Source organism: Paenibacillus sp. LC231, assembly GCF_001860525.1.
Lineage (GTDB): Bacteria > Bacillota > Bacilli > Paenibacillales > Paenibacillaceae > Paenibacillus_AQ.
The window spans coordinates 29,094-55,644 of the sequence record NZ_JFOM01000014.1 but is presented as its reverse complement, the minus strand read 5'-3'; the positions used below and the strand labels follow the sequence as shown (position 1 = coordinate 55,644).

General features: G+C 48.4%; 16 protein-coding genes. 12 read left to right on the top strand and 4 right to left on the bottom strand.

Translation table 11 applies throughout. From position 1 onward, the window contains the following. The first annotated feature begins 26 nt into the window (after positions 1–26). From uvrA to AK95_RS09610, 6 genes are all read left to right on the top strand, one after another. The gene (uvrA, locus tag AK95_RS09635; RefSeq protein ID WP_071219762.1) at positions 27–2,894 is read left to right on the top strand and encodes an excinuclease ABC subunit UvrA; all 2,868 of its coding nucleotides are present in this window, start codon (positions 27–29) and stop codon (positions 2,892–2,894) included. 257 nt (positions 2,895–3,151) lie between these two features. Next, on the top strand, positions 3,152–4,654 hold the full coding sequence (locus AK95_RS09630) for an S-layer homology domain-containing protein (protein ID WP_071219761.1): 1,503 nt from the start codon (positions 3,152–3,154) through the stop codon (positions 4,652–4,654). Between the two features lie 248 nt (positions 4,655–4,902). Further along, the gene (locus AK95_RS09625; protein ID WP_071219760.1) at positions 4,903–5,112 is read left to right on the top strand and encodes a hypothetical protein; all 210 of its coding nucleotides are present in this window, start codon (positions 4,903–4,905) and stop codon (positions 5,110–5,112) included. Between the two features lie 250 nt (positions 5,113–5,362). Further along, positions 5,363–6,439, top strand: a complete 1,077-nt coding sequence (locus AK95_RS09620) for a S1C family serine protease (protein WP_071219759.1) — start codon at positions 5,363–5,365, stop codon at positions 6,437–6,439. Beyond that, positions 6,439–8,373 (top strand): copper amine oxidase N-terminal domain-containing protein, encoded by a 1,935-nt coding sequence (locus AK95_RS09615; RefSeq protein ID WP_071219758.1) that lies wholly within the window; start codon positions 6,439–6,441, stop codon positions 8,371–8,373. Before AK95_RS09620 ends, AK95_RS09615 begins: the two co-directional genes overlap by 1 nt. 308 nt (positions 8,374–8,681) lie before the next feature. Beyond that, positions 8,682–10,640, top strand: a complete 1,959-nt coding sequence (locus tag AK95_RS09610; RefSeq protein ID WP_071219757.1) for a GTP-binding protein — start codon at positions 8,682–8,684, stop codon at positions 10,638–10,640. Positions 10,641–10,779: 139 nt separating this feature from the next. Here the strand turns inward: AK95_RS09610 and AK95_RS09605 are convergent, their stop codons facing one another. Beyond that, positions 10,780–11,988 (bottom strand): MFS transporter, encoded by a 1,209-nt coding sequence (locus tag AK95_RS09605; RefSeq protein WP_071219756.1) that lies wholly within the window; start codon positions 11,986–11,988, stop codon positions 10,780–10,782. A gap of 596 nt (positions 11,989–12,584) precedes the next feature. On the opposite strand from AK95_RS09605, the gene AK95_RS09600 reads away from it, so the two are divergent. Both AK95_RS09600 and AK95_RS09595 read left to right on the top strand, forming a co-directional pair. Continuing rightward, a complete protein-coding gene (locus tag AK95_RS09600) occupies positions 12,585–13,682 on the top strand; it encodes a DNA alkylation repair protein (protein WP_071219755.1) in 1,098 nt (365 codons plus the stop codon). A 729-nt stretch (positions 13,683–14,411) separates the two neighbouring features. Continuing rightward, complete coding sequence (locus tag AK95_RS09595) at positions 14,412–16,925, top strand: U32 family peptidase (RefSeq protein WP_071219754.1); 2,514 nt, start codon at positions 14,412–14,414, stop codon at positions 16,923–16,925. A 133-nt stretch (positions 16,926–17,058) separates the two neighbouring features. Here AK95_RS09595 and AK95_RS35305 read toward each other — a convergent pair whose 3' ends face one another. Beyond that, the gene (locus AK95_RS35305) at positions 17,059–18,171 is read right to left on the bottom strand and encodes an acyltransferase family protein (protein WP_074961822.1); all 1,113 of its coding nucleotides are present in this window, start codon (positions 18,169–18,171) and stop codon (positions 17,059–17,061) included. Between the two features lie 135 nt (positions 18,172–18,306). Continuing rightward, the gene (locus AK95_RS09585) at positions 18,307–19,353 is read right to left on the bottom strand and encodes an acyltransferase family protein (protein ID WP_071219752.1); all 1,047 of its coding nucleotides are present in this window, start codon (positions 19,351–19,353) and stop codon (positions 18,307–18,309) included. Positions 19,354–19,650: 297 nt separating this feature from the next. Between AK95_RS09585 and galU the strand changes: the two genes are divergently transcribed. Next, a complete protein-coding gene (gene galU / locus AK95_RS09580) occupies positions 19,651–20,523 on the top strand; it encodes a UTP--glucose-1-phosphate uridylyltransferase GalU (protein ID WP_071219751.1) in 873 nt (290 codons plus the stop codon). A 71-nt stretch (positions 20,524–20,594) separates the two neighbouring features. Here galU and AK95_RS09575 read toward each other — a convergent pair whose 3' ends face one another. Beyond that, entirely contained in the window at positions 20,595–23,054 is a 2,460-nt protein-coding gene (locus AK95_RS09575) for a Wzy polymerase domain-containing protein (protein ID WP_071219750.1), read from the bottom strand. Positions 23,055–23,267: 213 nt separating this feature from the next. Here AK95_RS09575 and AK95_RS09570 point away from each other — a divergent pair, with 213 nt between their 5' ends. From AK95_RS09570 to gmd, 3 genes are read left to right on the top strand one after another with little or no spacing between them, the layout of a single operon-like run. Next, complete coding sequence (locus tag AK95_RS09570; protein ID WP_343225160.1) at positions 23,268–24,446, top strand: glycosyltransferase; 1,179 nt, start codon at positions 23,268–23,270, stop codon at positions 24,444–24,446. Beyond that, positions 24,443–25,519: a mannose-1-phosphate guanylyltransferase gene (locus tag AK95_RS09565; protein ID WP_071219748.1), complete on the top strand. Its 1,077-nt coding sequence runs from the start codon at positions 24,443–24,445 to the stop codon at positions 25,517–25,519. The genes AK95_RS09570 and AK95_RS09565 overlap by 4 nt, the downstream gene beginning before the upstream one ends. A gap of 51 nt (positions 25,520–25,570) precedes the next feature. Next, the gene (gmd, locus tag AK95_RS09560) at positions 25,571–26,530 is read left to right on the top strand and encodes a GDP-mannose 4,6-dehydratase (protein WP_071219747.1); all 960 of its coding nucleotides are present in this window, start codon (positions 25,571–25,573) and stop codon (positions 26,528–26,530) included. Positions 26,531–26,551: the final 21 nt, after the last annotated feature.

The window sequence follows — 26,551 nt, the reverse complement described above, 5'->3', positions numbered from 1 at the left end:
CCATATGGAGTAGGAGATGATATCGTTTGGCAAGTGAAAATATTGTGATCAAAGGCGCACGTGCACACAATCTGAAAAATATCGACGTCACGATACCGCGTGACAAGTTCGTCGTTCTTACGGGGCTTAGCGGCTCGGGCAAATCCTCTCTCGCATTCGATACGATTTATGCCGAGGGTCAGCGACGTTACGTGGAATCCTTGTCCGCTTATGCACGCCAGTTCCTCGGACAGATGGAGAAACCGGATGTCGATTCCATTGAAGGCCTATCGCCGGCGATATCAATTGACCAGAAAACGACGAGCCGCAACCCGCGCTCTACGGTAGGTACCGTAACGGAAATCTATGATTATCTGCGTCTGCTGTTTGCCCGGGTGGGACACCCGCACTGTCCGGAGCATGGCGTGGAGATTACCTCCCAGACGGTCGAGCAAATGGTAGACCGCATCATGCAGTATCCCGAGAAGACGAGACTGCAAATTCTCGCGCCGGTCATTTCCGGGCGCAAGGGCGAGCATAAGAACCTGTTCGCCGATATTGCGAAACAGGGCTTCGTTCGGGTGCGCGTCGATGGAGAGCTGCGCGATCTATCGGAAAGTATCGAACTTGAGAAGAACAAAAAGCATACGATCGAGGTGGTTGTGGACCGGATCGTAGTTAAGGAAGATATAGAGGCACGTCTGGCCGATTCGATCGAGACCGCACTGAACCTGTCAGGCGGCCAGCTTCTGGTCGATATCATGGGTCAGGAGGAGCTGCGGTTCAGCTCCAACTTTGCTTGTCCGATCTGCGGCTTCAGCATGGAAGAGCTGACCCCGAGAATGTTCTCCTTCAATACGCCTTTCGGCGCTTGTCCGGATTGCGACGGACTTGGCGTCGAGATGATTGTGGATCCGGAGCTGCTTGTACCGGATACGAGCAAAAGCGTGGAGGAAGGCGCCTTTGCTGCATGGAGCGGGGGCACGTCGACTTATTATCCGCAGTTTCTCAAATCGGTCTGCGCGCATTTCGGCATTCCGCTGGACAAGCCGGTTAGTACCTTTAGCCAGGAACAGATGAATAAACTGTTGTACGGCACGGGCAATGAGAAGGTTCACTTCCGTTATGAGAATGACTTCGGTCAGCGCAAGGAAGCGCATGTGACCTTCGAGGGCATCATTCCGAATCTGGAACGTCGCTATCGCGATACCAGTTCCGAGGGTATTCGCGAATACATCGAAGGATATATGAGCAGCAAGCCATGCGATGTTTGTAAAGGTCATCGTCTCCGGAAGGAAAGCCTGGCGGTTACGATCAATGACCGCAACATGGCCTATGTCACCAGCCTGTCGATCGGAGAATCCCTGAAATTCTTCGATCACCTGGAGCTTAGCGAGAAAGAAAAGCAGATTGCCAATCTCATTCTGAAGGAGATTCACAGCCGTTTGGGCTTCCTGGTCAATGTAGGCCTGGATTACCTGACTCTCAGTCGTTCGGCGGGAACGCTGTCGGGTGGGGAAGCTCAGCGGATCCGGTTAGCTACGCAGATCGGCTCCAGCCTGATGGGCGTTCTTTACATTCTGGACGAGCCCAGCATCGGGCTGCATCAGCGGGATAATGACCGCCTGATTTCGACGCTGGAGCATATGCGGAATCTGGGCAATACGCTCATTGTGGTCGAGCATGACGAAGACACCATGATGGCCGCGGACTATATCATCGACATCGGCCCAGGCGCAGGCATTCATGGCGGCCAGGTCATCGCGGAGGGAACCCCGAAGGAGATTATGAACGACCCTAACTCTCTGACGGGCCAGTACCTGAGCGGCCGCAAGTTCATTCCGGTCAGCAGCAAGCGCCGCAAGACCGATGGACGCTGGCTCGAGATTAAAGGTGCGAAAGAGAACAATTTGAAGAATATCAACGTGAAAATTCCGATTGGCGTCTTTACGGCGGTAACCGGTGTGTCCGGTTCAGGCAAGTCGACACTGGTCAACGAGATCCTCTACAAGACGCTCGCTCGTGACTTGAACAGAGCCAAAGTCCGTCCGGGGCAATACCGCGAGATGAAGGGTCTGGAGCATATCGAGAAGGTCATTGACATCGACCAGTCACCGATTGGACGTACACCACGCTCCAACCCGGCGACCTACACGGGCGTCTTCGACGATATCCGGGATATCTATTCCCAGACGAATGAAGCGAAGATTCGTGGATACAAGAAGGGCCGCTTCAGCTTTAACGTGAAGGGCGGTCGCTGCGAGGCCTGCCGTGGAGACGGCATTATCAAGATTGAGATGCATTTCCTGCCGGATATCTACGTGCCTTGCGAAGTGTGTAAGGGCAAGCGTTACAACCGCGAAACGCTGGAAGTTAAATATAAAGGCAAGAACATCGCTGAAGTCCTGGAGATGACCGTAGAGAATGCAACGGATTTCTTCCAGAACATTCCGAAGATTCACCGAAAGATGCAAACGCTGATGGATGTCGGTCTGGGTTATATTACTTTGGGTCAGCCTGCCACCACGTTGTCCGGTGGTGAAGCTCAGCGCGTGAAGCTGGCTTCCGAGCTGTACCGCCGCAGCACAGGCAAAACGATGTATATTCTGGATGAACCGACCACGGGCCTGCATGTGGACGATATCGACCGTCTGCTCGTTGTCCTTCATCGACTGGTGGAATCCGGGGAATCCGTCCTCGTCATCGAGCATAATCTCGATGTCATTAAGACAGCAGACTATCTGATCGACCTGGGTCCAGAGGGCGGTAGCGGCGGTGGTACCATCATCGCTACCGGAACGCCTGAGGATTTGGTGAAGGTGCCCGAGTCTTATACAGGGAAGTACCTGAAGCCCATCCTGGAACGCGATACGAAGCGAACTAAGGAATTGAACAAGGTGGAAGCGGCACGTTAACGGCTGCTCCCTCGCTTCTGTTAAGGAGACCGGATGAAATGGCAGCATCTTAGTCGAATCTGCTCCATGCTGGAGTGAACTGTGGGTACACAGCTTATTGCATTTCATATTTCAGCAGATGAACAAGGTTAGCGTAATAACAGAGTCCCTGGTTTTATTAACGGGGGCTCTTTTTTTATTTTCATATCATCCTCCAATATCTTCGCATTCCAGGATATGGTATGATCTTGATGATTGCGACAAATTGGAGGGATTGTATGAAGAGGATCACCTGTTCCGTTCTGATAGCACTGGCAGCAAGTGCTTTATACATAAACTCATCCGATAGCGTTCAAGCAGATGATGGTATACCCGTACCCGTCTCAGATAGGGGGCGCTTCGATGCACAGGAAGCCACTCTCCGGTTAACCGAGGAAGGACTCCATCCCGGTGACGGTAGTGGGGATCTCCATTCGAACGCGGCCATCACCCGGCAGGATTTTGTCATAATGATTGTCAATGCTCTAAACCTTAGCACGGCTGAACGTCCGGAAGTCGCTACCTTCAAGGATGTACCGAACGATCACTATGCTTTCTCCGCAATCGAAGGTGCGGTTCATGCAGGGCTGGTGAAAGGGGTAGGGAACGGTAGGTTTGGACTTGGACAATCGCTGACACGTCAGGATATGGCTGTGCTGTATCAAAGAGCTCTTCAAGGGATTACTGATAAAGAAAACTCGGACGCGGAAGCCAAGCAGCTGGAGTTATATGCGGGCTCTTTTAGCCCTTATGCTAAGGAAGCTATCGAACTGGCCATGGAGTTAGGTCTCTTTCAGGAATCCGCAGCCGAGGCTTGGAATCCCAAGGGTATCGTTACCCAGGAAGAAGCAGCTTTGGTTACAGCGAAGTGGTTGAAAGCCGTGGGGCACATTGTCTCCAATACTTCGGAGGATGAGGTAGAGACACCACCAGAAAGTCCTCACCCGGTCATCCATGGTATCGTAACCTCATCATCGGGATCAACATCCACAACGCCTTCCGTTCCTGGAACAGCACAGTCCCATACGGGGACAGAGAACTTGGCATCTCAGCCGGATTTGCCGACAACGGCACCAACTGCTCCGACGGATCTGAAGTTCCGATATGAGAAGGGGCAGATTCAATTAACCTGGACAGCGAAACAAGGGGAAACCTACAATATCTATTACAGCGAGAAGTCCGGGACGGGTTATACATTATTGTCAGACGGAGCGAATGTGAAGTCAGGCAGTTACGCAACATCCGACGTGCGTTTTCAGGAGACGGCCTACTATGTAGTCGAGGCAGTGAACAGTTTCGGCAAGAGTGGTTATTCTAACGAAGTTTCGAGCCGTCCGAATAAAATATCCGGTCTTCAGGCCATCCTAAATGAGGAAGATGAATCCATTGGTTTAACCTGGACAGATGTGCAGGAAGGCGTAATCTATCATGTATACTACATAGGGCCTGACGGAGTACTGTATCGTTTGAATGAGGAGCCGTTAGTGAGCCGTTCCTATCTTATTCCGAACCGCAATATGTTAGTAGGTCCGTCCGGCCGGTATGCGATCCATGTCGTTGCTGTGAACGAATTAAATGTAAGCAGCGAACCGTCCAATGAGGTTGCGCTGGAGGTCAAGAAGGACCCAGAGGATCGGATTACGATCACAGATCCTTCCGTCGCGCTGCCAAGTGAAGACTTGGAGGAGGAAACGGCAACAGAGCAGGTATCGACTCCTGAGGAGTATGAGGCACAGGAGTGAATGTTTTCCTGTTCGGAGTACTTGGATATACGAAGCAGCCTATGCCTGAATCCATTACGCAAGCTTGATTTAACCTCTGCCGTGATGAAAGTCATGCTAATATCTGAAAATTTGGTTAAAAATGAGAAAATTTTATGACTTTTTTTGATTTTTAGGGGCGGAGGGCTTGCATCTGGACGGGCACATGGATAACATAGAAGAAGATATGTAAATTTGCCCGAGAAGAAACCCACGAGGAGGTACGTTTCATGATCCTTGCAGCAGCATCGGATGCGAGCGCGACATTTAAGACATTTGATATTTTCATGATCCTGTTTACGATTCTGATCTTTGTTGGTGTGGTTCGCTTGTTGATGGCCCGCCAAAAAAATAAATTCGCAATCGCTTTCGGTCTCGTCAGCTTATTTGTGTTCTTGTACTCTGACTATGCCATGATTACAGGATGGTTTAACAATTAGGTTGTCTTAAGTACCTTATTTAAAGCGGCTTCATATGACGAATGTAATGAAATACATACAAACAAGACGCCCGTCTGCTGTTCGCAGTGTGGAGGCGTCTTTTTGTTTCTTCGGGGAAAAGTTACACGGTCCGCAGGAAAACCGTAAAAGAAATAGGTCTAGAAGCAATGGCTACAAATGGAAAAACATGATAAATTGAGGAGTACAGGTTGGTTGGGTAGAGGATGGAACCGGGGGAGGAACAAAAGAATTGAAGAATATACAATGGCAAAAACGATCGACGGCTTTACTGCTGGGGGCCATCATTATGGCAGGAAGCGGGAATGCGGTTATGCATACAGACGTTGCGGCTGCAGCAAGCGCTAAGCCCAAGAGTACATATGAACAAAATGCGGTGCCTCAGGTTATCAGCCGGATGTCGCCATCGGTTGTTGGCATTATCGGAAAGGCAGCACAAGGAAGCAGCGAAGTGGATGACAGATACAACCTGGCGCACGGTACAGGGGTGATCTGGAAGTCAGACGGCTGGATCGTCACCAACGCTCATGTAGTGGACGGGCTTACCGGAATCACGGTCGTGACGTCAGACGGCAAATCCTATAAAGCCAAGGGTGTATACAGCGATCCTATGAGTGATATTGCCTTAGTCAAAATAAACGCCAAGTCTCTGAAGCCGGCCAAATTTGCCGCATCCGCGCAAAATGCGCTGGTTGGAGAAACGGTGGTTGCCATTGGTACGCCAATCTCTTTCTCGTTACGAAACTCGGCATCCGTAGGTGTGGTAAGCGGCCTGAACCGGAGCGTCGACGGCTCTTATCGCCTGATTCAAACCGATACCGCCATTAACCCGGGCAACAGCGGAGGGCCGCTTGTCAATCTGAAAGGCGAGGTCATTGGCATCAACAGCAAGAAGTTTGCCGCCGTTGGCATCGAAAATATGGGCTTTTCCATTCCTGCGGAAACGGTCCATTATATTGTGGATCACTTATTGGAATATGGAGAGGTTCGAAGAGCCGGCCTTGGGTTGGAACTGGAAGAAAGCTGGTCCGCCATTGTGGGTCTGCCTTCAGACGATCCATTGACCGTTACGAAGGTGCTGTCCGAGCAAGCCCGAAAAGCTGGAATCCAAGAAGATGACGTGTTATATGCAATTAACGGAAAGCGCATCTATTCCGTCGTGGATATCAACGAACGGTTAAAACCCTTCATCCCAGGCCAGCAGGTTCGGCTGCTGATGCAGCGGGATGGAGATATTGTAAATGTAAAACTGACGCTCAGCCAGGATGATAATCGAGCTGCTTCGTCAAGCGCTGGGGAGGCCGAGTAATGGTGAAGAGAAAAAGAACGGAGTCAAGCCAGCGTTTGCGGCAGATGACAGCTGGTACCTTATCGGCTTTGATGCTATTCACGTCATTATCCCTTCCCGTATGGGGAGATGACGTTGTGCCGGAGAAGCGTATCCTGACCGTGCAAAGCGGCAGCAGCTCAGCTTCGGTCAATGGCACCTCGTATAAGATAGCCAAGCCGCAGCTGAAGCAGGGCGTATTGATGGTGCCGCTGGGCGTGTTTAAAAAAGCGTTTGGCAGCGAGATCAAGCTGGAGGGCGAGAACCGGGTTCGACTGCTGCAAGGACCGCATACGGTTGTGCTCGTTATCGACAACAAGACTGCCTGGATTGATGGGAAAAAGGTACAGCTGCCGGTAGAACCGACGATGGTGTCCGGAACGCTGATGGTACCGCTGCGTCCGGTTGCCGCGGGGATTGGAGCCAAGGTAAGCTCCTCCCAAGGCAAGCTGTCCATCAGCCTCATGGTCACGGATAAGGAAGAGAAGCATGACGAGGGCGAGATCAACAATACGACCGGGAAGACTCGAATCGGAAATAGCTATTATGAATGGAGTATGAATTATCCTTCCTGGATGATCGTTGGGAGAGGAACGGACGACGAGAGCGGTGCGGCTTTCAACGATGCTACGGGCCGCTATTATCTTGAGGTTCATGCCTCCTCCCAGAAAGTAAAGCTGAGTCCGGACGATCTGTTAGAACGGCTCCTGAAAGAACTGAACGATTCCGGAGATGTTGTGCTTCACCAAGAGACGGTCGCAAGCGGAGCTGTACCGTATGCCAGAGTCATTTCCCGCGATATCGACGGCGTCCTGTGGGAAGGCCGGCAGTATTATGCCAATGACCGCGTCTATGAGCTGTATTTTGCCGATGCAGAAGCGGTTCACTATAAAGATATGGACAAGCACGCGAGCCTGCTGGGTTCTTTTAGAACGACCTATCAGGCGGGAGACAAATCGTTAAAAGACGTCTCTTCCATCGTAGGTGGGCTCCGCGAAGCAGGAAATGAAGAATACGGCATATGGTTTGGCATTCCTGCAGGATGGGAAATCAACAATAAGGATATGTTGTACGGCAGCGAAGGGGAAGGTTATCTGTCCGTCTCGGTGACATCCGTACCGACAGGGGTTGAGGGCACACTCGCAGCTTGGGGGCAGCGGCTTAAAGACTGGCTGTCGGAATCCTTCGTCCAAGATTCATACGAATACGTCGGACTTACGCCTGTGGAGATCTCGGGCGTCAAGGGGCAGATTCAAGAGGTGCGGTACAACTTCGGAGATAAATGGGTGACGGAATATGAAGTGATGATCCAGAAGAACGGCTACCGTTATTATCTGGAGTATGCGGTACCGGATGGTCAAGAGAAAACGGCAGCCAACTGGAAGAAGGTGCTGGAATCGATCGAGATCGATTATGATGTGGTACCGGAGAACTTCGGCCGCATTGGCGAAGAAGGCTACCTGACCGATAAAACCAAGATGCGGAGCAAAAACTCCGAAACGTACCGCTATCATATCGACATTCCAAAATACTGGGAACCGCTGAATGATCAGTTCGAGCAGGGAACGGTCGAATATGGATTTGCCGGAGGCGGGTTTGAAATTAATGCACAGAAGGATACATCCGCAGACTTCATCGTCAGCAACCTGAAGCGTTATTATAATGAAGCCAGCACGGCTTCAGGGACGACGGTGAAATTACTTGGCGTGGATAACATCACGTTTGCCGGTGTGCCTGCCGTGTCGTTCAAGGTGCATCAGGTGAAGAACGGCGTTGGCTTTACCACCCAGGAGATCGTCTTTGAAAGCGGAAATATCACGTACACGATTACGACGACGTTGAATGATGCCAATGCGACGGACATGCAGCAAGCCGCTTTGGAGCGTGCGCTGTCCTCGTTTGAGCTGGTGAAGTAGTCCGAAGGATGGAATATAAAACGCATATCACATTTTAGTGGGCAATCATATTTTTGATAACGCGGATAGCTGTCCTGCTGCATCCATAGGGGTGCCGCAGGCAGCTATTTTGGTTTATAGAGGTTGTTCAAAACCTTCTCGGTGCTGAAAATCGACCTTTTTGAACACGCACATATAGAGAAAAGGAGCGACTCTCCCCCGAAAATATAGAACATATGTGCCGCTCATGCGATCTGATATGGTAAAATTAAATCTGTGAGAGCAATGGATATGTAATTAAACCGGCTTACAGAAGAGGGAATAAGCGGATGAAAAAAACGATAGGCATGTTCGCCCATGTGGATGCAGGCAAAACCACGTTGGCGGAGCAGTTGTTATATATGACCGATACGATTCAGGAGCGCGGCCGCGTGGATCATCAGAGTGCTTTTCTTGATCGACATGACATTGAAAAGGAACGGGGCATCACCGTATTTGCCGATCAGGCCACCATGGATTTTAACGGGTCCACTTATTATTTAATCGATACGCCGGGTCACGTCGATTTCTCGCCGGAGATGGAGCGGGCGATTCAAGTCATGGACGCCGCCGTCGTCGTCATAAGTGCCGTGGAAGGTGTCGAAGGGCATACGGAGACGGTATGGCAGTTATTGCGCAAGCATGGCGTCCCTACGTTCTTGTTTATTAATAAAATCGACCGGGAAGGCGCGGATGTGGCGCGTGTGTTTGCAGAGATTCGGAGTGAGCTTACCGAAGACGTCTGTATGATCACAGAGGAGGATATGCTGCACGAAGGCGTGATGCAGTCCTCGGTCATTGAGGCTATCGCGGAGCGGGACGAGAAGCTGCTGGAGCTGTATATGGAACAAGTATATGAGGTTTCACGGTGGCTGGATACGATGACGACGATGATACGAAAAGGGCAGCTATTCCCCTGCTTCAGCGGATCAGCTCTGCAAAACGTGGGCGTGTCCCATTTCTTGCATCAGCTGGATCTGCTGACGGTTACGGACTATGATCCCGGGGTTGATTTTGCCGGAAGGGTATATAAGATTCGTCATGATGAACAGGGCGCAAGATTGACCTATATCAAAGCCACGGGCGGAACGCTGCGGGTGCGCGACGAAATGACTTATTTCATCGGAACGGAGACGATCACGGAGAAGGTGACGCATATCCGTTTGATCAATGGGGGCCGCGTGACGAATGTCGATCAGGTGCATGCGGGTGATCTGTTTGTCGTTACGGGTATTTCTTCAGCTGCGGCAGGGGATGGGCTTGGGACTCTGGGTGGTGGCCGGACGGTATATGAGCTTGTACCGACACTGAAGTCGAAGGTGCAATTCGACTCCTCGATTCATCCCAAGGATATGCTGCGCGAATTCCGTCTGCTGGATGCGGAGGATCCTTCCCTGTCTGTGCAGTGGGATGAGCATGCTCAGGCGATCCATATCCATGTGATGGGGATCATTCAGCTTGAAGTGCTGGAACGCATCGTGCTCGAGCGGTTCGGTTACCGGATCACCTTCGGTGAACCGGAGATTCTATATAAAGAGACCATAATGGAAGCCGTCGTAGGCTGTGGTCATTTTGAACCGTTGAAGCATTATGCGGAGGTGCACCTCCGGCTGGAGCCTGGAGAGCGGAACAGCGGCATCGTGTTCGCCAATGCTTGTCATCCCGATGTGCTCCCGGTCAATTATCAGCATCTGGTCGCCCAGCATGTCGGCGAGAGGGATCATCACGGACTGCTTACAGGCTCTCCCGTTACGGACATCAAGATTACCCTGCTGAAAGGGCGGGCGCACAACAAGCATACGCATGGCGGGGATTTCAGGGAAGCCACCTACCGTGCGTTACGCCAAGGCCTGGAGAAGGCAGTCAATATGCTCCTGGAGCCTTACTATCACTTCAAGGTAAAGGTGGATGCCGAGTATATCGGACGGTTGATGTCAGATCTGACCCAGGCGAAAGCAAGCTTCGAGCCGCCGGAAACGGCGGGAAACAAGGTGACGGTCACAGGATCAGCTCCCGTATCGACTATGATGAATTACAGCATGGAATTAGCCGCCTACACGAAGGGAAGAGGTGCGATATCCCTGGTTTACGGCGGATATGGCCGGTGCCATAACGAGGCCGAGGTCATTGAACGTAAAGGATACGATAAAAATGCGGACCCGGAATACAGCTCCTCTTCGATATTTTGCGCCAAGGGAAGCGGATATGCGGTGCCGTGGGATGAAGCGGACCGTCATATGCATGTCTAAAGTGGCGGAGGAGAATAGGTGTGCAGGCAATGAGTTAAAGATGTTGGACTATATAAGCCCCACGATGATTCGATTTAAATCCGTAATGAAATACGCACGCGTGATTGAATACATCATGCGTGCGCATCGTAAAGAGATTTTATGAAGAGAGCGTGCCTTTTTCAACAGGCTGCTGTCGCGTTGGCCGCATTGTCCAATAGGTAATGGCGGTCGTAATCAGCATTAACACACCGGTCATCAAGAATACCGAATGGATGTTAAAGATGCCGCTGATCATGCCGCCTGCGAGAGGCCCGGCCATACCGCCAATTTGGTTGGCTGTCTGGTTGAGGCTGAACGCACGCCCGCGGAATTCGCTTGGCGTATGTTTGACAACTAGGCCGTTGAGTGCCGGGAATACGGCACAGAAGAAGGCGCCGTAAGCAAAGCGAATGGCCGAGAATGCCCAAATGTTGCTGAACAGGATTTGGGCGAGCGATCCGATTCCGCCGGCGAGCAGACCGATCAGCAGCACCTTTTGAAATCCGATTTTGTCGGATAAGCGTCCCCAGCGGGCCGCAAACAGGATGCTGGCGATCCCGACGATGGAGAACACAAAGCCGGCAATCATCGAGGTATGTGATGAAGAGCCGCCGATTTGAGCGATATACAGCGGCAGTACGGGCTCGATCGTCATGACGGAGAACTGCGTCAGCACCGTAAGCATAAGCACGGTCATCAGCGCCTTGTTATGTCCGGCGACCTTAAACGTGTTTATGACGGAGACGCGCTCTTTGCTGGGTACGAATTTCTCTTCCTTGACCCAGAATATGACAAGCAGCGTGGCTGCGAAGCACAGCATCCCTGCCAATCCGAATGCCATTCGGTTGCTGAACAGGGAGGCCAGGGTGCCTCCGATCATTGGGCCCATAATGCCGCCGGTTGCGGTTGCTGTGGACATCATGGAGAGTGCGTAGCCGACCTTTTTCTCGGGGGTATTGGTGCCTACAATGGCGATTGCACCCGGGATAAAGCCGGAGAGAAGGCCTTGCAGCAGGCGGAGAATCAGCACCTGATACTCATTCGTGACGAATGCCATCAGAATATAGATGACAAAGAGCACCAGCCCCGCGCGGATAATCATCGGTTTGCGTCCGTATTTATCCCCGACGGCTCCCCAGAAGGGAGAGGACAAGGCGCCCGCAAAAAAAGCGGAACTGAACAGCAGTCCCGACCACATTTCCGTATTCTTGGTAACGCCGAGCTCAATCAGAAAAAGTGGGAGAAATGGTATGACCATCGAGAAGCTTGATGAAACGATAAATGAGCCGAACCATAGTATCCATAAATTCTTTTTCCAGCTTTCCATGTCTTCTTCATCTCCTGATGTGCGATTTGTTGTAATCCTTCGAGCTTCGCCTCCTGTCTTTTAAATGGGGTAATGATGTATGTATTACATTTTTAGAGATAGCAAAAGTATAAACTTCGAGACTTGAGCCCTTGTTCGCCGAGAAGCTGCAGGAGTTCCTGCAGGAGAATCCGTCGGTTTACCGTCGGATCTTGGAGAAGGCGCTGCGCTTATCTCGAAAGGAAAACTTCCTCTACATGCGGTCTGTTATCTGTGAAAGTACGTCGATAGACGTTTTTCTTTAGAGATAAGAAAGTTGTTCATGTATACATTGTGACATCCCAGCAGCGGGAGGCCGGATACGGATAAAGCAAAACGCCCCACTAATTTGGCAAACTGGAATGAACCAGACTGCCGCGCTAAAGCGAAAGGCGTGCAACTTCATCCTACACCACATGTTTTGGATTGGGAAGAGGCGGGGAATGGGGTTGGAGCGGTTGACGGCTCATTTGGAGATGGGTTGGAACCGCCGGGTTATCGCATAAATAAAGGGCTTTCAAGGATTCCGTAAGACGTGGATACAATATCGTAAAAATTATTTTTTAGGGAGATCTTATATGAGAGAAACGCTGAAGGATCTATATTCAAATACGTTGTTCCAGCAAGTGACCGACCGGTTGAAGGAGGTTTATCCGGCATTCGATTCGAACCGGTTCATGGAGCTGATTCATAATGAAGCCTGGGGACAGGAGGAGTTCAAGCAGCGCATCCGGCATATTACGCTGGCCTTAACGGACACGCTGCCTGCTTCTTACCCGGAAGCTGTTCAGATTCTAAAACAGGTAGCCCCGCATTTTAGAGGCGTGGAATATGTGTTCTTCCCTGACTATGTCGAGGTGAACGGGATGGAGGATCTGGAGACCTCTATGGAGGCTTTGGCGGTATTCACGCATTCTTCCACGGCGGAGTTTGCGGTTCGGCCTTTTATCATCCAGGATCAGGAACGGATGCTGGCTCAGATGATGACATGGGCACAGTCCGATGACGAGCATCTGCGCCGGTTGGCGAGTGAAGGCTGCAGACCACGCCTGCCTTGGGCACCGCAGCTGCCGGCCCTGATTAAGGATCCGCGTCCGGCGCTGCCGATCCTGGAACAGTTGAAAGAGGATCCTTCCTTATATGTTAGAAAAAGTGTTGCCAATCACTTGAACGATATCTCCAAGGATCATCCGGAGCTTGTGCTTGAGATCGCCGCCAAATGGTATGGCAAACATCCGTTAACGGATTGGATCGTACGGCATGCGCTGCGTTCGCTCCTTCGGAGGGGTGATATCCGGGCACTGGCCATTTTCGGGTATGAGGAGCTTGAAGAGCTGGAGGGACTTGAGGTGCGCGAGCTGCGGATCAAACGTTCCGTGATCGCGATGGGGGATGATCTGGAGTTCGCTTTTCAGGTGGTCAACGAAACCGGCCATCCGATGGCGCTCCGCATCGATTATGAGATCGATTATATGAAGGCGAGCGGCAAGCTTGCGCCGAAGCGCTATAAATGCTCGGACAAGATCTATGCGCCCGGAAGCTGGAAGGTAGAGAAGAAGCAGTCGTTTAAACCGATCTCCACGCGTCGTTTCTATTCGGGTGATCACCGTCTTCACATTGTTGTGAACGGCAAGCGGTTGGCGAGCATGGATTTTGTGCTGGAGGGTGCGGAGTAAAAGTAGGGCGTGGAGCAGGACGATGTACTGGAAAACTTGGGGGCAGGTCGTGCACTGGCAAACCTATGGTGAAGAAATCCTGGAACCAGTTGACGGTTGGGGCGATTCCGTTCCAAAGTTTTGTACATCGTGCGCACGGTACGTGCTTCGCGGCATACTTGGATGGCTGTCGACCTCTGAGATGTTAAGGAGGTTCTGACTAAAGGATACGGAGATTAACATGCAGTATCCCAGCTCCCCGATAAAGGAGAGGGGAAGTAATCCCCATATGCAAGAGAAAGAGATAACAACACTAGCCCCGCGCTGATGATCATCTGCCAGCAGCAGTCGCTGCGGATGATGTGAGGCAAGCCTTCCGATGGAGGGCTTGTTTATTTTTCTTTTAAAGTGTTATGGCTATGAAGATATAAGAGGGCATTAGATCATCACAGGGAGTTTTAGCATCCGCTCCCCCACCGAACTAGACAATGAACCGCAGGCAAGCGAAACCGAGTGTGCTATGCGGATTATGGCAACACTATCAAAAGTGTGGAAATCAAGTTAGCAGGTAGAAGAGAAGCCGGACTTTTGGTAAACTAGATAAGTTGAAAAGCTTTCGAAGTATTTACAAACTCAATTGATATAGATGTCGGATGCCCTGTTCTATGAAAATAGAGTATGGCTTGCAGGTTTCAATGAAAGAATAGTAGTACACAGCACGCCGGCTTGAACCGGCCTGGGAGGATATAGATGGACACGAAAGCACTACGAAGAGAAGACGTGGAGCTGCTGGCACCCGCAGGGGATTGGGATTGCATGCGGGCCGCGGTGGCGAATGGGGCGGACGCGATCTTTTTTGGGGTCGAGAAATTTAATGCACGCGCACGGGCGAACAATTTCCGGATGGACGAGCTGTCTGAGATTATGGCCTTCTTGCACAGTTATGGGGTTATGGGGTTCCTGACCTTCAATATTCTGGTGTTTGAGAACGAGCTGGAGGATGCCAAGGAGCTGATCGATGCGTGCGTGGATGCCGGCGTGGACGCGGTGATCGTGCAGGATTTGGGTCTGGTAAAAATGATTCGCGAGATTTCCCCGGATTTCCCGATCCATGGTTCTACGCAAATGACGATTACGTCGCCGGAGGCCGTTGAGTTCACGAAGCCGTTCAATATGGAACGTGTCGTACTGGGACGCGAGAACAATCTGAAGCAAATCCAGAAGATCGGGGAGCAGGCGAAGCTTCCAATGGAAGTATTCGTGCATGGTGCATTGTGCGTGTCATACTCGGGCCAATGCCTGACTTCCGAAATGTGGGGCGGTCGTTCCGCCAACCGCGGGGAGTGTGCGCAGGCCTGTCGTCTGCCGTACGATCTGATCGTGGATGGCGAGCAGAAGCCGATGGGTGACGTCGCTTACTTGCTATCTCCGAAGGATCTAGCCGCGATCGATTTGATGCCGGAGCTGATTGAAGCGGGCGTGACCTCGTTCAAGATTGAGGGCCGTTTGAAGAGTCCGGAATACGTGGCTAACGTCGTGAGCAAGTACCGGAAGGCGATCGACCGGTATTTTGACGGCGAAGATGCGAGACCGAGCAAGGAAGAGGTTCGCGAGCTGCAGCAGAGCTTCTCCCGCGGCTTCACCCATGGCTTCCTGGATGGAACGAACAATAAAAAGCTCGTCGAGGGTACTTTCCCGAAAAGCCGCGGCGTGTATCTCGGCCGGGTGGAACAGATTCTGCGTGACGGTGTAGTCTGCAAGCTGGACGCGCCGCTGAAGCGCGGGGACGGTATCGTATTCGATGCTGGCGACCCAACGAAAAAAGAAGAAGGCGGACGCGTTTACGACGTGCGCCGCAAAGGCGTCAAGCTGGAGGGCGAAGCGCAGGAAGGCTGGATCGTTGATATCGTTCCCGGCCGAAGCGACGTGGACCTGCGCAAGCTGCATGTGGGCGACCGGATCTGGAAGACGAACGATCCGGCGCTGGATAAGCGACTCCGTCAGACGTACGAGACGGAGAAGCCGTACCGGGTATTCCCGGTACATGTCCGTGTCAGCGGCCGTCCCGGACAGCCGCTGTCGACCTGGTGGACCGATGTGCAGAAGGGCACGACGGTCCAGGTGGATTCGGAGCTGGAACTGGAGATTGCCCAGAAGCGGCCGCTCAGCCAGGAAATCCTGGAGGAGCAGCTTGGCCGCCTGGGCGGAACGGTGTTCCAGCTTGAGGCACTCGACGTCGACCTGTACGGCGACGTCATCGTGCCGATTCGCGAGCTCAACAGCATCCGCCGCCGTGCGGTGGAGCTGCTCGCTGGCGAGCGGCCAAAGCCGCCCGTGTACGTGAAACGGGCGGTGTCGGTGTATGGCGATGCGGCTGCGCCCGCAGCGCCCGTGGCTCGCGGTGAGGCGAAGCTCACCGCGCTGTGCCGCAGCCTCCCGCAGGTCGAGGCTGCGCTTGCGGCCGGCGTCGAGATGATCTACGCCGACTTCGAGTTCATCAAGCAGTTCCCGGCAGCGGTGGAAGCCGTGCGTGCAGCCGGCAAGCAGATTGCGCTGGCAACGCCGCGCATTCACATGCCGGGCGAGAACGGCTACCACAACAACATCCTGCGCCTCCAGCCGGACGCCGTGCTGGTGCGCAACACCGGTGCGCTGTATTTCTACCTGCGCCACCGGATGGAGAACCCGGGGGCGAAGCATCCCCGGCTGATCGGCGACTTCTCCCTGAACATTGCCAACCACAAGGCGGTTGACCTGTTCGTCGAAGCCGGATGCGACACCGTCACGCCTTCCTATGACCTGAACATCCAGCAGATGGTGGATCTTCTTGGGAAGGCGGACACGTCCAAGCTGGAGATCGTCATCCATCAGCATCTGCCGATGTTCCATACCGAGCACTGCGTGTATTGTACGTTCCTCAGCGAAGGAACGGACTTCACGAACTGCGGTCGTCCGTGTGAAGAGAGCCGCGTGTCCCTGCAGGACCGGATCGGCATGTCCCATCCGGTACGGGTTGATGAAGGCTGCCGTAACACCGTGTACAATGCCATCGAGCAATCCGGCGCCGAGTACCTGGCCAACTTCATGGAGCTGGGTGTATCCAGCTACCGCGTGGAGTTCCTCGAAGAAACGCCGGAGCAAGTCCATGAGGTTATCGATCTCTACAACCGGGCCTTGCGCGGCGAGATCAGCGGCACCCAGGTGTGGAAGAAGCTGAAGGCAACCAACCAGCTTGGCGTTACGCGGGGGCAGTTGGTGAAGTAAGGGCAAGGATAACATCCCAGTTGACTTGCCTCGAATAAATTATTATCGAAGAGTACGCCTTAGCAATAAAATGGGGCGTACTCTATTTATTATTTCTAGAATTCTTCGCAGGATAAAAGCTCCAAATACAGTTTCAGCTTTTACTGTACTGGATTCTCTTGTCCCGCACTTTATTTCTGTTCAGTAGAGTATTTCGTAAATACTTTTGAGATGGCTTCTCGAAAAATTCGTGGGATAGAATCGAAACAAAAATGACTGAAATGCTGAAAGTAACAAAAGTTAGTCTTGAGGAGAAGTTTATATCAAAAAAATAAATATCTTTCAGTGTTATTAAACCGAGTTGCATTGGGTAATGGAGCAAATAGATTGAAAGGGATATATCCCCAAGATATGTAAGAGGCTTCACTGATAAGACTCGGTTAAATATTTTTATCTCGAGAATTATTAATATTCCAAGTGGGAAAATTATAAGTGTATATACTAATTGCCAGTCTCGTAATACGACATGACCAAATGTTATTGCGCATACTGAGAGAAATAAGAATATAGCACAATAAATAGCAATAAATACATGTTTGTTCTTTATTTTTCTTACATAGTTATATAATTCATATACTAAGCAACCTACGAAAAAAACCATAAATACCCGACTCGTTTCTTGATTAAGTAAAAAAGTATTAAAGCCAGTGAGCTTTATTACTATTCCTAAAATTACAAAGGCTATGTACAGCACTAAGTAGTATTTTTTTCTTCCAAGGAAATAAATAATTGAAAAAAATATGAAATAAGCAATAATCTCAACAGAAAGTGACCATGTTGGAGCATTAAATGAAAAATTGTGATCGAACCAACCATTTTGAATAAAGAGTAAATTTAATATGAAATGATATGTATCATTGTGTTGATAGACGAAATAATCTCCGATGTAATACTGTCTTATTGATTGAACTAAGGCAACTAATAATAATGTAAGTAGGTGCAGCGGATATAATCTGCTGAATCTGAGAACACTATACTCTTTAAGCCCAAGTGATTTGCTTGTTAGTCTAGCTTTATAAACGTAACAAAAAATGAACCCCGATAAAATGAAGAAAAGATCAACTAAACTATAACCGTATTGATAGAACCAGTAGGCTTTACGGCTAAAAGGAAAGGTTTCAGGAGTGAAATGCTGATAATGCCAAAAAAAAGCGACCCCCATTGCAGCAAGACCTCTTAAGCCATCTAATGAGTTTATTCTATTCATAAAATAAGGTATATCCTTCCATGATAATCGATAATTATAAAATATTTTATCAGTTGAATTGAGTGAATGTCACTAGTCTTAAATATGAAGTTGGAAAGGACCCTAGTTAATATGAATAAAAGGAGTGACGCCAAGTTAGGCATCACTCCTTTTTGCTTCGGAACGATTCGTTTCAGCGCGTTCATGCCGGTGCTTGGATCGATAATGGAATAGAAACCCGACGTTCGGCTCGACGATCCAACCGAAGCCGCGTTTGATCCAGGACGAGGATAGCAGCCAGGTCAAGAGGGCTCCGATCAGAATCAGCAGCAGCTTGCCTCCCGCGGACCGGAACGCTTCGAACCAGCTCAAATGCTGCATCGTTTTGACGATGAACCCGTGAAGCAAAAAGACGTACATGGTATTAACCCCACGGTCCGTGAAGGGCGTATCTGACCTCGGAATAAGGGAGAGCACGCACAGTCCCATGATGACGGTGAAGGCGTAGGTGATCATACGGTAGAAGCCCGCATACCACGAGTCCAAGCCAAACTCCAAGTAAGGCATCGCTCCGTAGAACCAGTTAGTTGGCAGGATCGGCGATATGACGAACAGCAAGACAAATCCGGCGGCCAGCAGGATGATCGATAGTAGCTGGAAGGACCGGGCCTTGATGGCATCCAGCCATTCCCTTTTGAAAACATAGCCGATAAGAAAAAAAGGCAGGAAGTACAGCGTACGCGAAATGCTCGCGTAATAGTCGACATCGATCGAGTACCCGAGCAGGATGGACATCGCGAAACAGACGATGAGCGGGTATTTGAGCATCAGCAGGTACGGCAGAAGCATTTTCCACAGCATCATACTGAACAGGAACCACAGGATCCAATTGGGGTAAAAGTACGTGAAATCGAGCCGATCCAAGCCTTGCATGTAATAGTTGAACAGGGTAAAGAGCGTCTCGAATATGAAATACGGCACGACCAGCCCCGACAGCAGGCCGACGTATTGTTTGGGGGATTGAATGCATTTGGCAAAATAACCGGCCGCAAAAACAAACAGCGGCATGTGAAACGAGTAAATGAACTGATAGATCGCTCCCATCGCTGCTTCGCCGTTAAACGGCTCGATGAGATGCCCCACGACCACCAACAGGATCAATATGAATTTGAGGTTATCGAAATAGTCGTCTCTCTCTTTCATCAGCAACCATCTCCTTTGGCTTTTTGGTCCATCGAAGTTTCGTACTAGTATATCGGAGGAGTCTTGGCTATTTCCATGGATAAAACTGGGAGGCGTCATTTCCAGTTATCGGCCCCACCTTGAAAATGCCACATCAAAACCGATAAGGTGAAGAAAAAGGTAACACCGCCTAAGCGGCTAAAGCAAGGACAATGAACTCCCTGCCTCTGACAAAAACCGATTTTAATCGATGGGTTGGCCGGACTCATGGTACAATGTCATCAATATGTTGAGACTTACGGGAATGGAGAAGATAGGATGAACATTCGTAAAGCGATCATACCTGCCGCTGGACTTGGTACACGGTTCCTGCCAGCCACGAAAGCGATGCCCAAAGAAATGCTACCCATTGTGGACAAGCCGACCATACAATACATCATCGAAGAAGCGGTCGCTTCCGGCATTGAGGACATTATCATTGTGACGGGTAAGGGGAAGAGGGCGATTGAGGATCACTTTGATTCTTCATTTGAGCTGGAACATAACCTAGCTGAAAAAGGGAAATGGTATCTCCTCGAAGAAGTACGCAAGCCGTCCAACATGGCAGATATCCATTATATCCGTCAAAAGGAGCCTAAGGGGCTGGGACATGCCATTTGGTGCGCACGCAAGTTCATTGGGGACGAGCCGTTTGCCGTGCTGCTAGGCGACGATATCGTGGAGTCGGAAGTCCCTTGCCTAAAACAGATGATGAAAGTCTACGATACCTACCAATCTGCCATTGTAGGCGTTCAGCCGGTATCCTGGGACGAAGTGGACCGTTACGGGATCGTAGATGGACTTCAGAAATCAGAACGAATCTATGAAACGTCAAGGTTAGTAGAGAAGCCGTCCCATGCCGAGGCGCCTTCTAACCTGGCCATCATGGGCCGCTATATTTTGCCGCCGGAAATCTTCGACCTGCTAGAGAATCAGGAGGTTGGAAAGAACGGGGAAATTCAACTGACAGATGCGCTTTCAGCCTTGGCTGATCGCAGCCCGATCTATGCATATCATTTTGACGGGATGCGCCATGATGTCGGCGAGAAGTTGGGATTTATTGAAACCAGCATTCATTATGCATTGCAGCGGGAAGATTTGAGAGAGGATTTGATTGCATATTTAAGTGGGGTTTTGACGAAAGTTCGGTAGAAGCAAATTTGACACATTAGAAAGAGGGGCAGTTGGGTAGAGAATTTCTACCACAACTGCCCCCTTTTTAATTAGAATTGAAGATTAGCAAGCTGCTGAACACTTTCCTTCGCATTCGGATCAACTTGGGATAGTTTCCCCATAAGGGCATCATCACTCAAGTTTTGTTTTTGTAATGCTGCCAGATACCAACGTACAATCTCCTGCTGGGTTGTCTGTGAGAGATCTTCTTGTATGCCAAGCTTAAGAGTTTCTGATGCTTGCTCTGGTTGATTCATCATGTAGTACATTTTGCCGGCATGGAGGATCATGTCTGGTGTGTTTTCATATGAGCGCCCTTGCAATTGTCCTTCCGGTAATGTAGCCAAATGCTGAATACCTGTCTGAACCTTGGCAAATGCTTCGGTTGCTTGCTTGAAGTACTTGTCTTTCCTTGCTGCGTCTCCAGCTCCAAGTGCCTTCATCCCTAGATCATAACCCTTATTGATAATCTGTTCGGACCAGCTAATGTCCCATTTAAATTTATAGGCATTATTGATAAATACTTCATAAGCTTGCTCCGGTTGCTGTTTCATTTCGTAACTTTCAATTAATCGACTAAGCATAGATTTGTTATATGGTTCAGCTTCTAACGCTTTATTTAGTAGATCAACAGATGCGCTATAAAAATTCTCATCTTGATTTTGCTTATATATAGTCTGATAGAGTGATGCGGTTAACAGTACCGAATCGGGATGGCTCGGGCGTATGCTCAGGTCTTTATCAAGGGGAGCCTTAATTTCCTCAAATGAAGAGCTGACCTGAACGATTCTGCCTGCTTCCATTCCAGAGTCGGCAGCTTGTACATACCGGATAGATGTAATCATGACAAGAATACCGCAAAGTCCGACGATTGCACTAAATACACTTCTGGCAGTTGAATCTTTGAGGCTCCATTTCTTCACTGATTTATTATCCATTACAGCTGCCATTCCGCCAAGTCCCAGAAATACTAGGATTCCCATGAATACATAACTCATGTTAAAGTCCAGAATACTATGGATCAATATCGATAGAACGATAATGAAATAAAGAAAATGACCGTTGCGCTCTTCCTCGTTGCCTTTGATATAACCGCGGACATACTTATAGAAAATATACAGAATAAACGACATGAATATCACAAACCCGACAATTCCGACTTCGATCAAGTACTGCAAAAAGAAGTTATGCGCTTGACGGCTTGTATATGGGTTGTTTTGATATTGCTCATAGAGTGAAGCCCATGCTCCGCCTCCGGCTCCGATGATCGGGTAGTCAGCCAGAACCTTCATGGCGTCTTTATAGAATGTAAAGCGTTCCAGAACACTATGCTGATTAAAGTTAATATTTTCGAGTCGGACGCTGATGTTTTGCGGTAGTATATTTTTCAATCCGGTACCGATGAATAGGAAAATCAGCAAGCCTCCAATTGCGACGGAACCTAGTGGAATCCATAAGTTGGAGGTTTTTTTAACCGACCAATTGTCTAAAGACCGTTCAAGTTTGGGAGCAATAAAACTTTGTATAACCCATCCAAGCAGTCCTACAATAGCGGACGCACCAAGCAAAATTCCCCAGCCCTTAAGGGCATCACTGCTGCTAAAGGCCTCATTTAACTTTAACCCCAGCTCTGTTACCGGTTTGGAAATGATCAGTGAAGTCACGCCTGCAATACCGCAGTACAGGATCCACAATAGCTGTTTAGCTGGCTTCAGGAATAGTAGTAACAAAACAAACACAACAGGTAACATCACCAGACCGCCCCGAGACAAAGTCAAGAGCAGCGATACGATGATGGGTACCAGCATGAAGCTATGAAAGGCTTGACTGTGCCATTTTCGAGATGTCGTAACGAAAAAGACTGCCGCGAAAAGGAATGCCATGAGAAAAGCGGCATAAGTATTCGCGTACTGGAACACCGAAGTCAGACGCAGACCGTTAGAGTCAGTCATGACGGCGTGGGTATACGTGCCGTTTAAAACGGTATTGGAAAACCATTTCGCAATGGCGCCCGCTGTCTTGCCTTGGCCAAACCAGTTGAGTAAGCCGAATCCCACGATCAGATAAGAAACCGTCATAATCGTGATTTGAATCATTCGATTCCCCAAATTCTCGCGTAACACATATAATCCGATGATAAACATTATGGCGTAGATACAATTGATGATGACCATATTCATGGCAAGAACATGGGAGGCGGCGCTAATGAGTGAGAGTATGTAAGTTAGGGGGAGTAAAAGTACACCCACGGCCAGCCAATCTTTTTGATCTTTTAATTGGATGCTTTTATAAGAATGAGCAATCCAGAGAAATAGTAGTAGACAAGCCAAGATAGCTGCCCAGAAAATCGGTTTCTCAAATACTAACATTTGTCCGTTAAATAGAGCCGTTTGGAATGGCGTCCATGCTAGAAACAGAATTATTCCTGATATTAACACCCAAAACAAAACCGATCTCGTCTCACCTTTTCTCGACGTGGCGGCTTTTTTACCGTATACTGGATTCGACAACGTAATTAGCTCCTTTTCTTGTAGATACGACAATATTCTAGCATAATGAGAGGAATGGGGCTAGATTCCTGTTCTACGTATATTTGTTATCCGGTGGTGTTGTATATTAAAAGAGTAATATATCAATTTACATATAAGTTAGCAGTATTAACAAAGCCCCTTATAACTCGCTTGTTATCTCCTGGCTTTAGGCAAAGAGTGAAAAGGGCGCTTTTGAAGAAGGCTTATCCTCTAGAAAAGAGTCAAGATCAAAGTTACGGCAATAACCTGGAAAAGGGTGTTAATCTACTGGGCTATTCACGAGCGGAGATGGGGATTGGAGAATCATGTCGAATAGCTGCTAATAGTATGGATTCCGCGGGTATCCCTTTTGGAATTATTAATTTCAAGGGCACGAATAGTGCTAGAATGTCTGACCTTACATGGTCGTCGAAGGAAATTGGAGAACCTAAATACAACATTAACTTATTTCATATTAATGCCGAACAAATGATGGAGGTCTACGCTCAATATGGAAATTCCTTGTTCCAAAATCGATATAATATCGGTTTTTGGCATTGGGAATTACCGGATTTTCCAGATGAATGGCTAGAGGCTTTTGAGCTTGTTGATGAAATCTGGGTTCCTTCTACATTTGTGGCAGATTCAATAGCTTTGAAAAGCCCAGTTCCTGTGGTGAAAATGCCGCACTCCATTCAGGTTGGTATAAATGAAGTTCGTAATAGGGAGTTCTTTGGTCTGCCCGATGGAGTCTTCCTGTTTTTATCTATGTATGATGTTAAGAGTTATCAAGAACGTAAGAACCCTAAGGCTGTGATTAAAGCGTTTAAAGCAGCCTTTGAGCCTTACGATCGATCAGTTGGATTGGTACTGAAAGTAAACTCATATAATAGCGGTAAAGCTGAACTGGACGAACTTTTGGAACTTACTAGTGATCATAAGAATATTTATTTAATTAAAGATACAATTAGCCGAAATGATATAAATGCCTTGATTTCAGTTATAGACTGCTTTGTGTCTCTACATCGAAGTGAAGGTTTTGGATTAGGGCTTGCAGAGGCCATGTATCTCGGGAAGCCGGTTATTGGGACAAATTGGTCTTCGAATATCGACTATATGAATAGTACTAACTCGTGTTTAGTTAATTATAGACTTATTAACGTCGGAAAAGACCATGGCCCTTATAAAGCCTATCAATATTGGGCGGATCCAGACGTTGATCATGCAAGTGATTATATGAAACGCTTGGTAAATAATTCCGATTTCTACAACTCAGTTGCAAGTAAAGGGGAGGCTTTTATCAAAGAATATTATTCCCCGAAAGCTATTGGTGCATTAATACAAAAGAGACTTGAATATATATACTTCTGGAAATTTGGGGGAACGAAATGACAATAACATGTGTAATTATGGCTGGTGGAAAAGGCGAACGTTTTTGGCCGAAGAGTCGGACCAATTTGCCAAAGCAATTTTTAAATATATCAGGTAATAAATCGATGATTCAACAATCTATACATAGATTAGAGAAACTTGTAGATATCAGCCAAATTTTCATCGTAACCAATGAGTTGTATGCAGAACTTCTAAAGGCTCAAATTCCGCATTTACCAAACAGCAATATCATTATCGAACCAGTGGGACGGAATACAGCACCTTGCGTTGGGCTGGCCTCTATCGTCATCGAAGGAAAATTCCCTGACAGTACCATGGTTGTTATTCCATCCGACCATATTATCAAGAATGACGAAGGATTTATTAAAATTATCAAAACTGCTGTTGATGTTGCTCAAGAGGGGTCTAATCTTGTTACACTAGGTATAAAACCTACCTATCCAGAAACTGGATACGGCTATATTGAAAGTTCTGGTGAATCCACGCAATTAAATGATCTAGATATTATAAAAGTTAGTAAGTTTGTTGAGAAACCGGACGCTGAGACAGCTCAATCTTATTTTAAATCTGGAAATTATTATTGGAATAGCGGCATTTTTGTATGGAAGGTTAGCGTGATTCGGAATTATATTAAAGAACTGATGCCTGATATGCATGATGTTCTAGAGACCATGAAGGCTACTTTTGATTCTCCGGAACGTGATGAAGCTATCAAAAGTGAGTTTTCTAAAATGCCAGATCAATCTATTGATTACGGGATTATGGAGAAGGTTAGCAATATATACATGATCCCTTGTGTTTTTGGATGGGATGATGTCGGTAGCTGGACGGCCCTTGAACGTATTAATGATCTTGATGAGGATGGTAATGTTATTAAAGGTAACATCCTGAATTTAGATACTAAGCGATGCATTATTGAAAGCAATGGTAAGTTAATTGCGACACTTGGAATTGAGGACTTAATAATAGTAGATACAGAAGATGTAACTCTTATATGCACAAAAGATAAAGCTCAGGAGGTCAAGTTGTTACTAAAGGAACTAAGAAACCAAAAAAGAGAGCAGTATCTCTAAACTAATCGAAATATATTTAGTAATGAACATAAAAAGGAGAATTATCAAACTATGAATAAAAAAGCGTTAATTACAGGCATTACTGGACAAGACGGATCATATTTGGCTGAGCTTCTGCTCTCCAAGGGATATAAAGTTTATGGATTACGAAGAAGAACGAGTGTTCCAATTCTTGAAAATATTGAATACATCAAGAATGAAATCGAATTTATCGAAGGTGATTTGTTAGATCAGGGCTCTCTTATTAATGCAGTGAAAAAATCTAATCCAGATGAAGTGTATAACTTAGCAGCGCAATCCTTTGTTGCAACCTCTTGGGATCAACCCGTACTCACAGGCCAAGCAACCGGTATGGGAGTAACTAATATGTTAGAAGCAGTACGAATTGTAAAGCCAGAGGCTAGGTTTTATCAAGCTTCTAGCAGTGAAATGTTTGGTAAAGTAGTTGAAACCCCACAAAAAGAGACAACTCCGTTCTACCCAAGAAGCCCATATGGTGTGGCGAAGGTATACGGCCATTGGATCACAGTGAATTATAGAGAAAGCTATAATATGTTTGCTTGTTCTGGCATTCTCTTTAATCACGAATCACCTCGACGTGGTGTTGAGTTTGTTACACGCAAGGTTACTGATGCAGTGGCTCGTATTAAGTTGGGCCTTCAAAGTGAGCTTCGCATGGGGAATTTGGATGCAAAAAGAGACTGGGGATTTGCCGGAGATTATGTAAAAGCAATGTGGCTGATGCTTCAACAGGAAACACCAGAAGATTACGTTATTTCTACAGGTGAAACACACACGGTTGAAGAATTAGTTGAGATTGCCTTTAGTCATGTTGGTCTTAACTGGAGTGATTATGTGGTTATTGACCAGAAGTTTGTGAGACCGGCTGAGGTTGATTTGTTATTAGGTGACTGCTCCAAAGCTAAGAATAAGCTCGGATGGGAACTAGAAGTTGGTTTTGAGCAGTTGGTGAAGATGATGGTGGATAGTGATCTTAACAGACTAAAATAAGCCTCAACTAAAGGAGGTTAA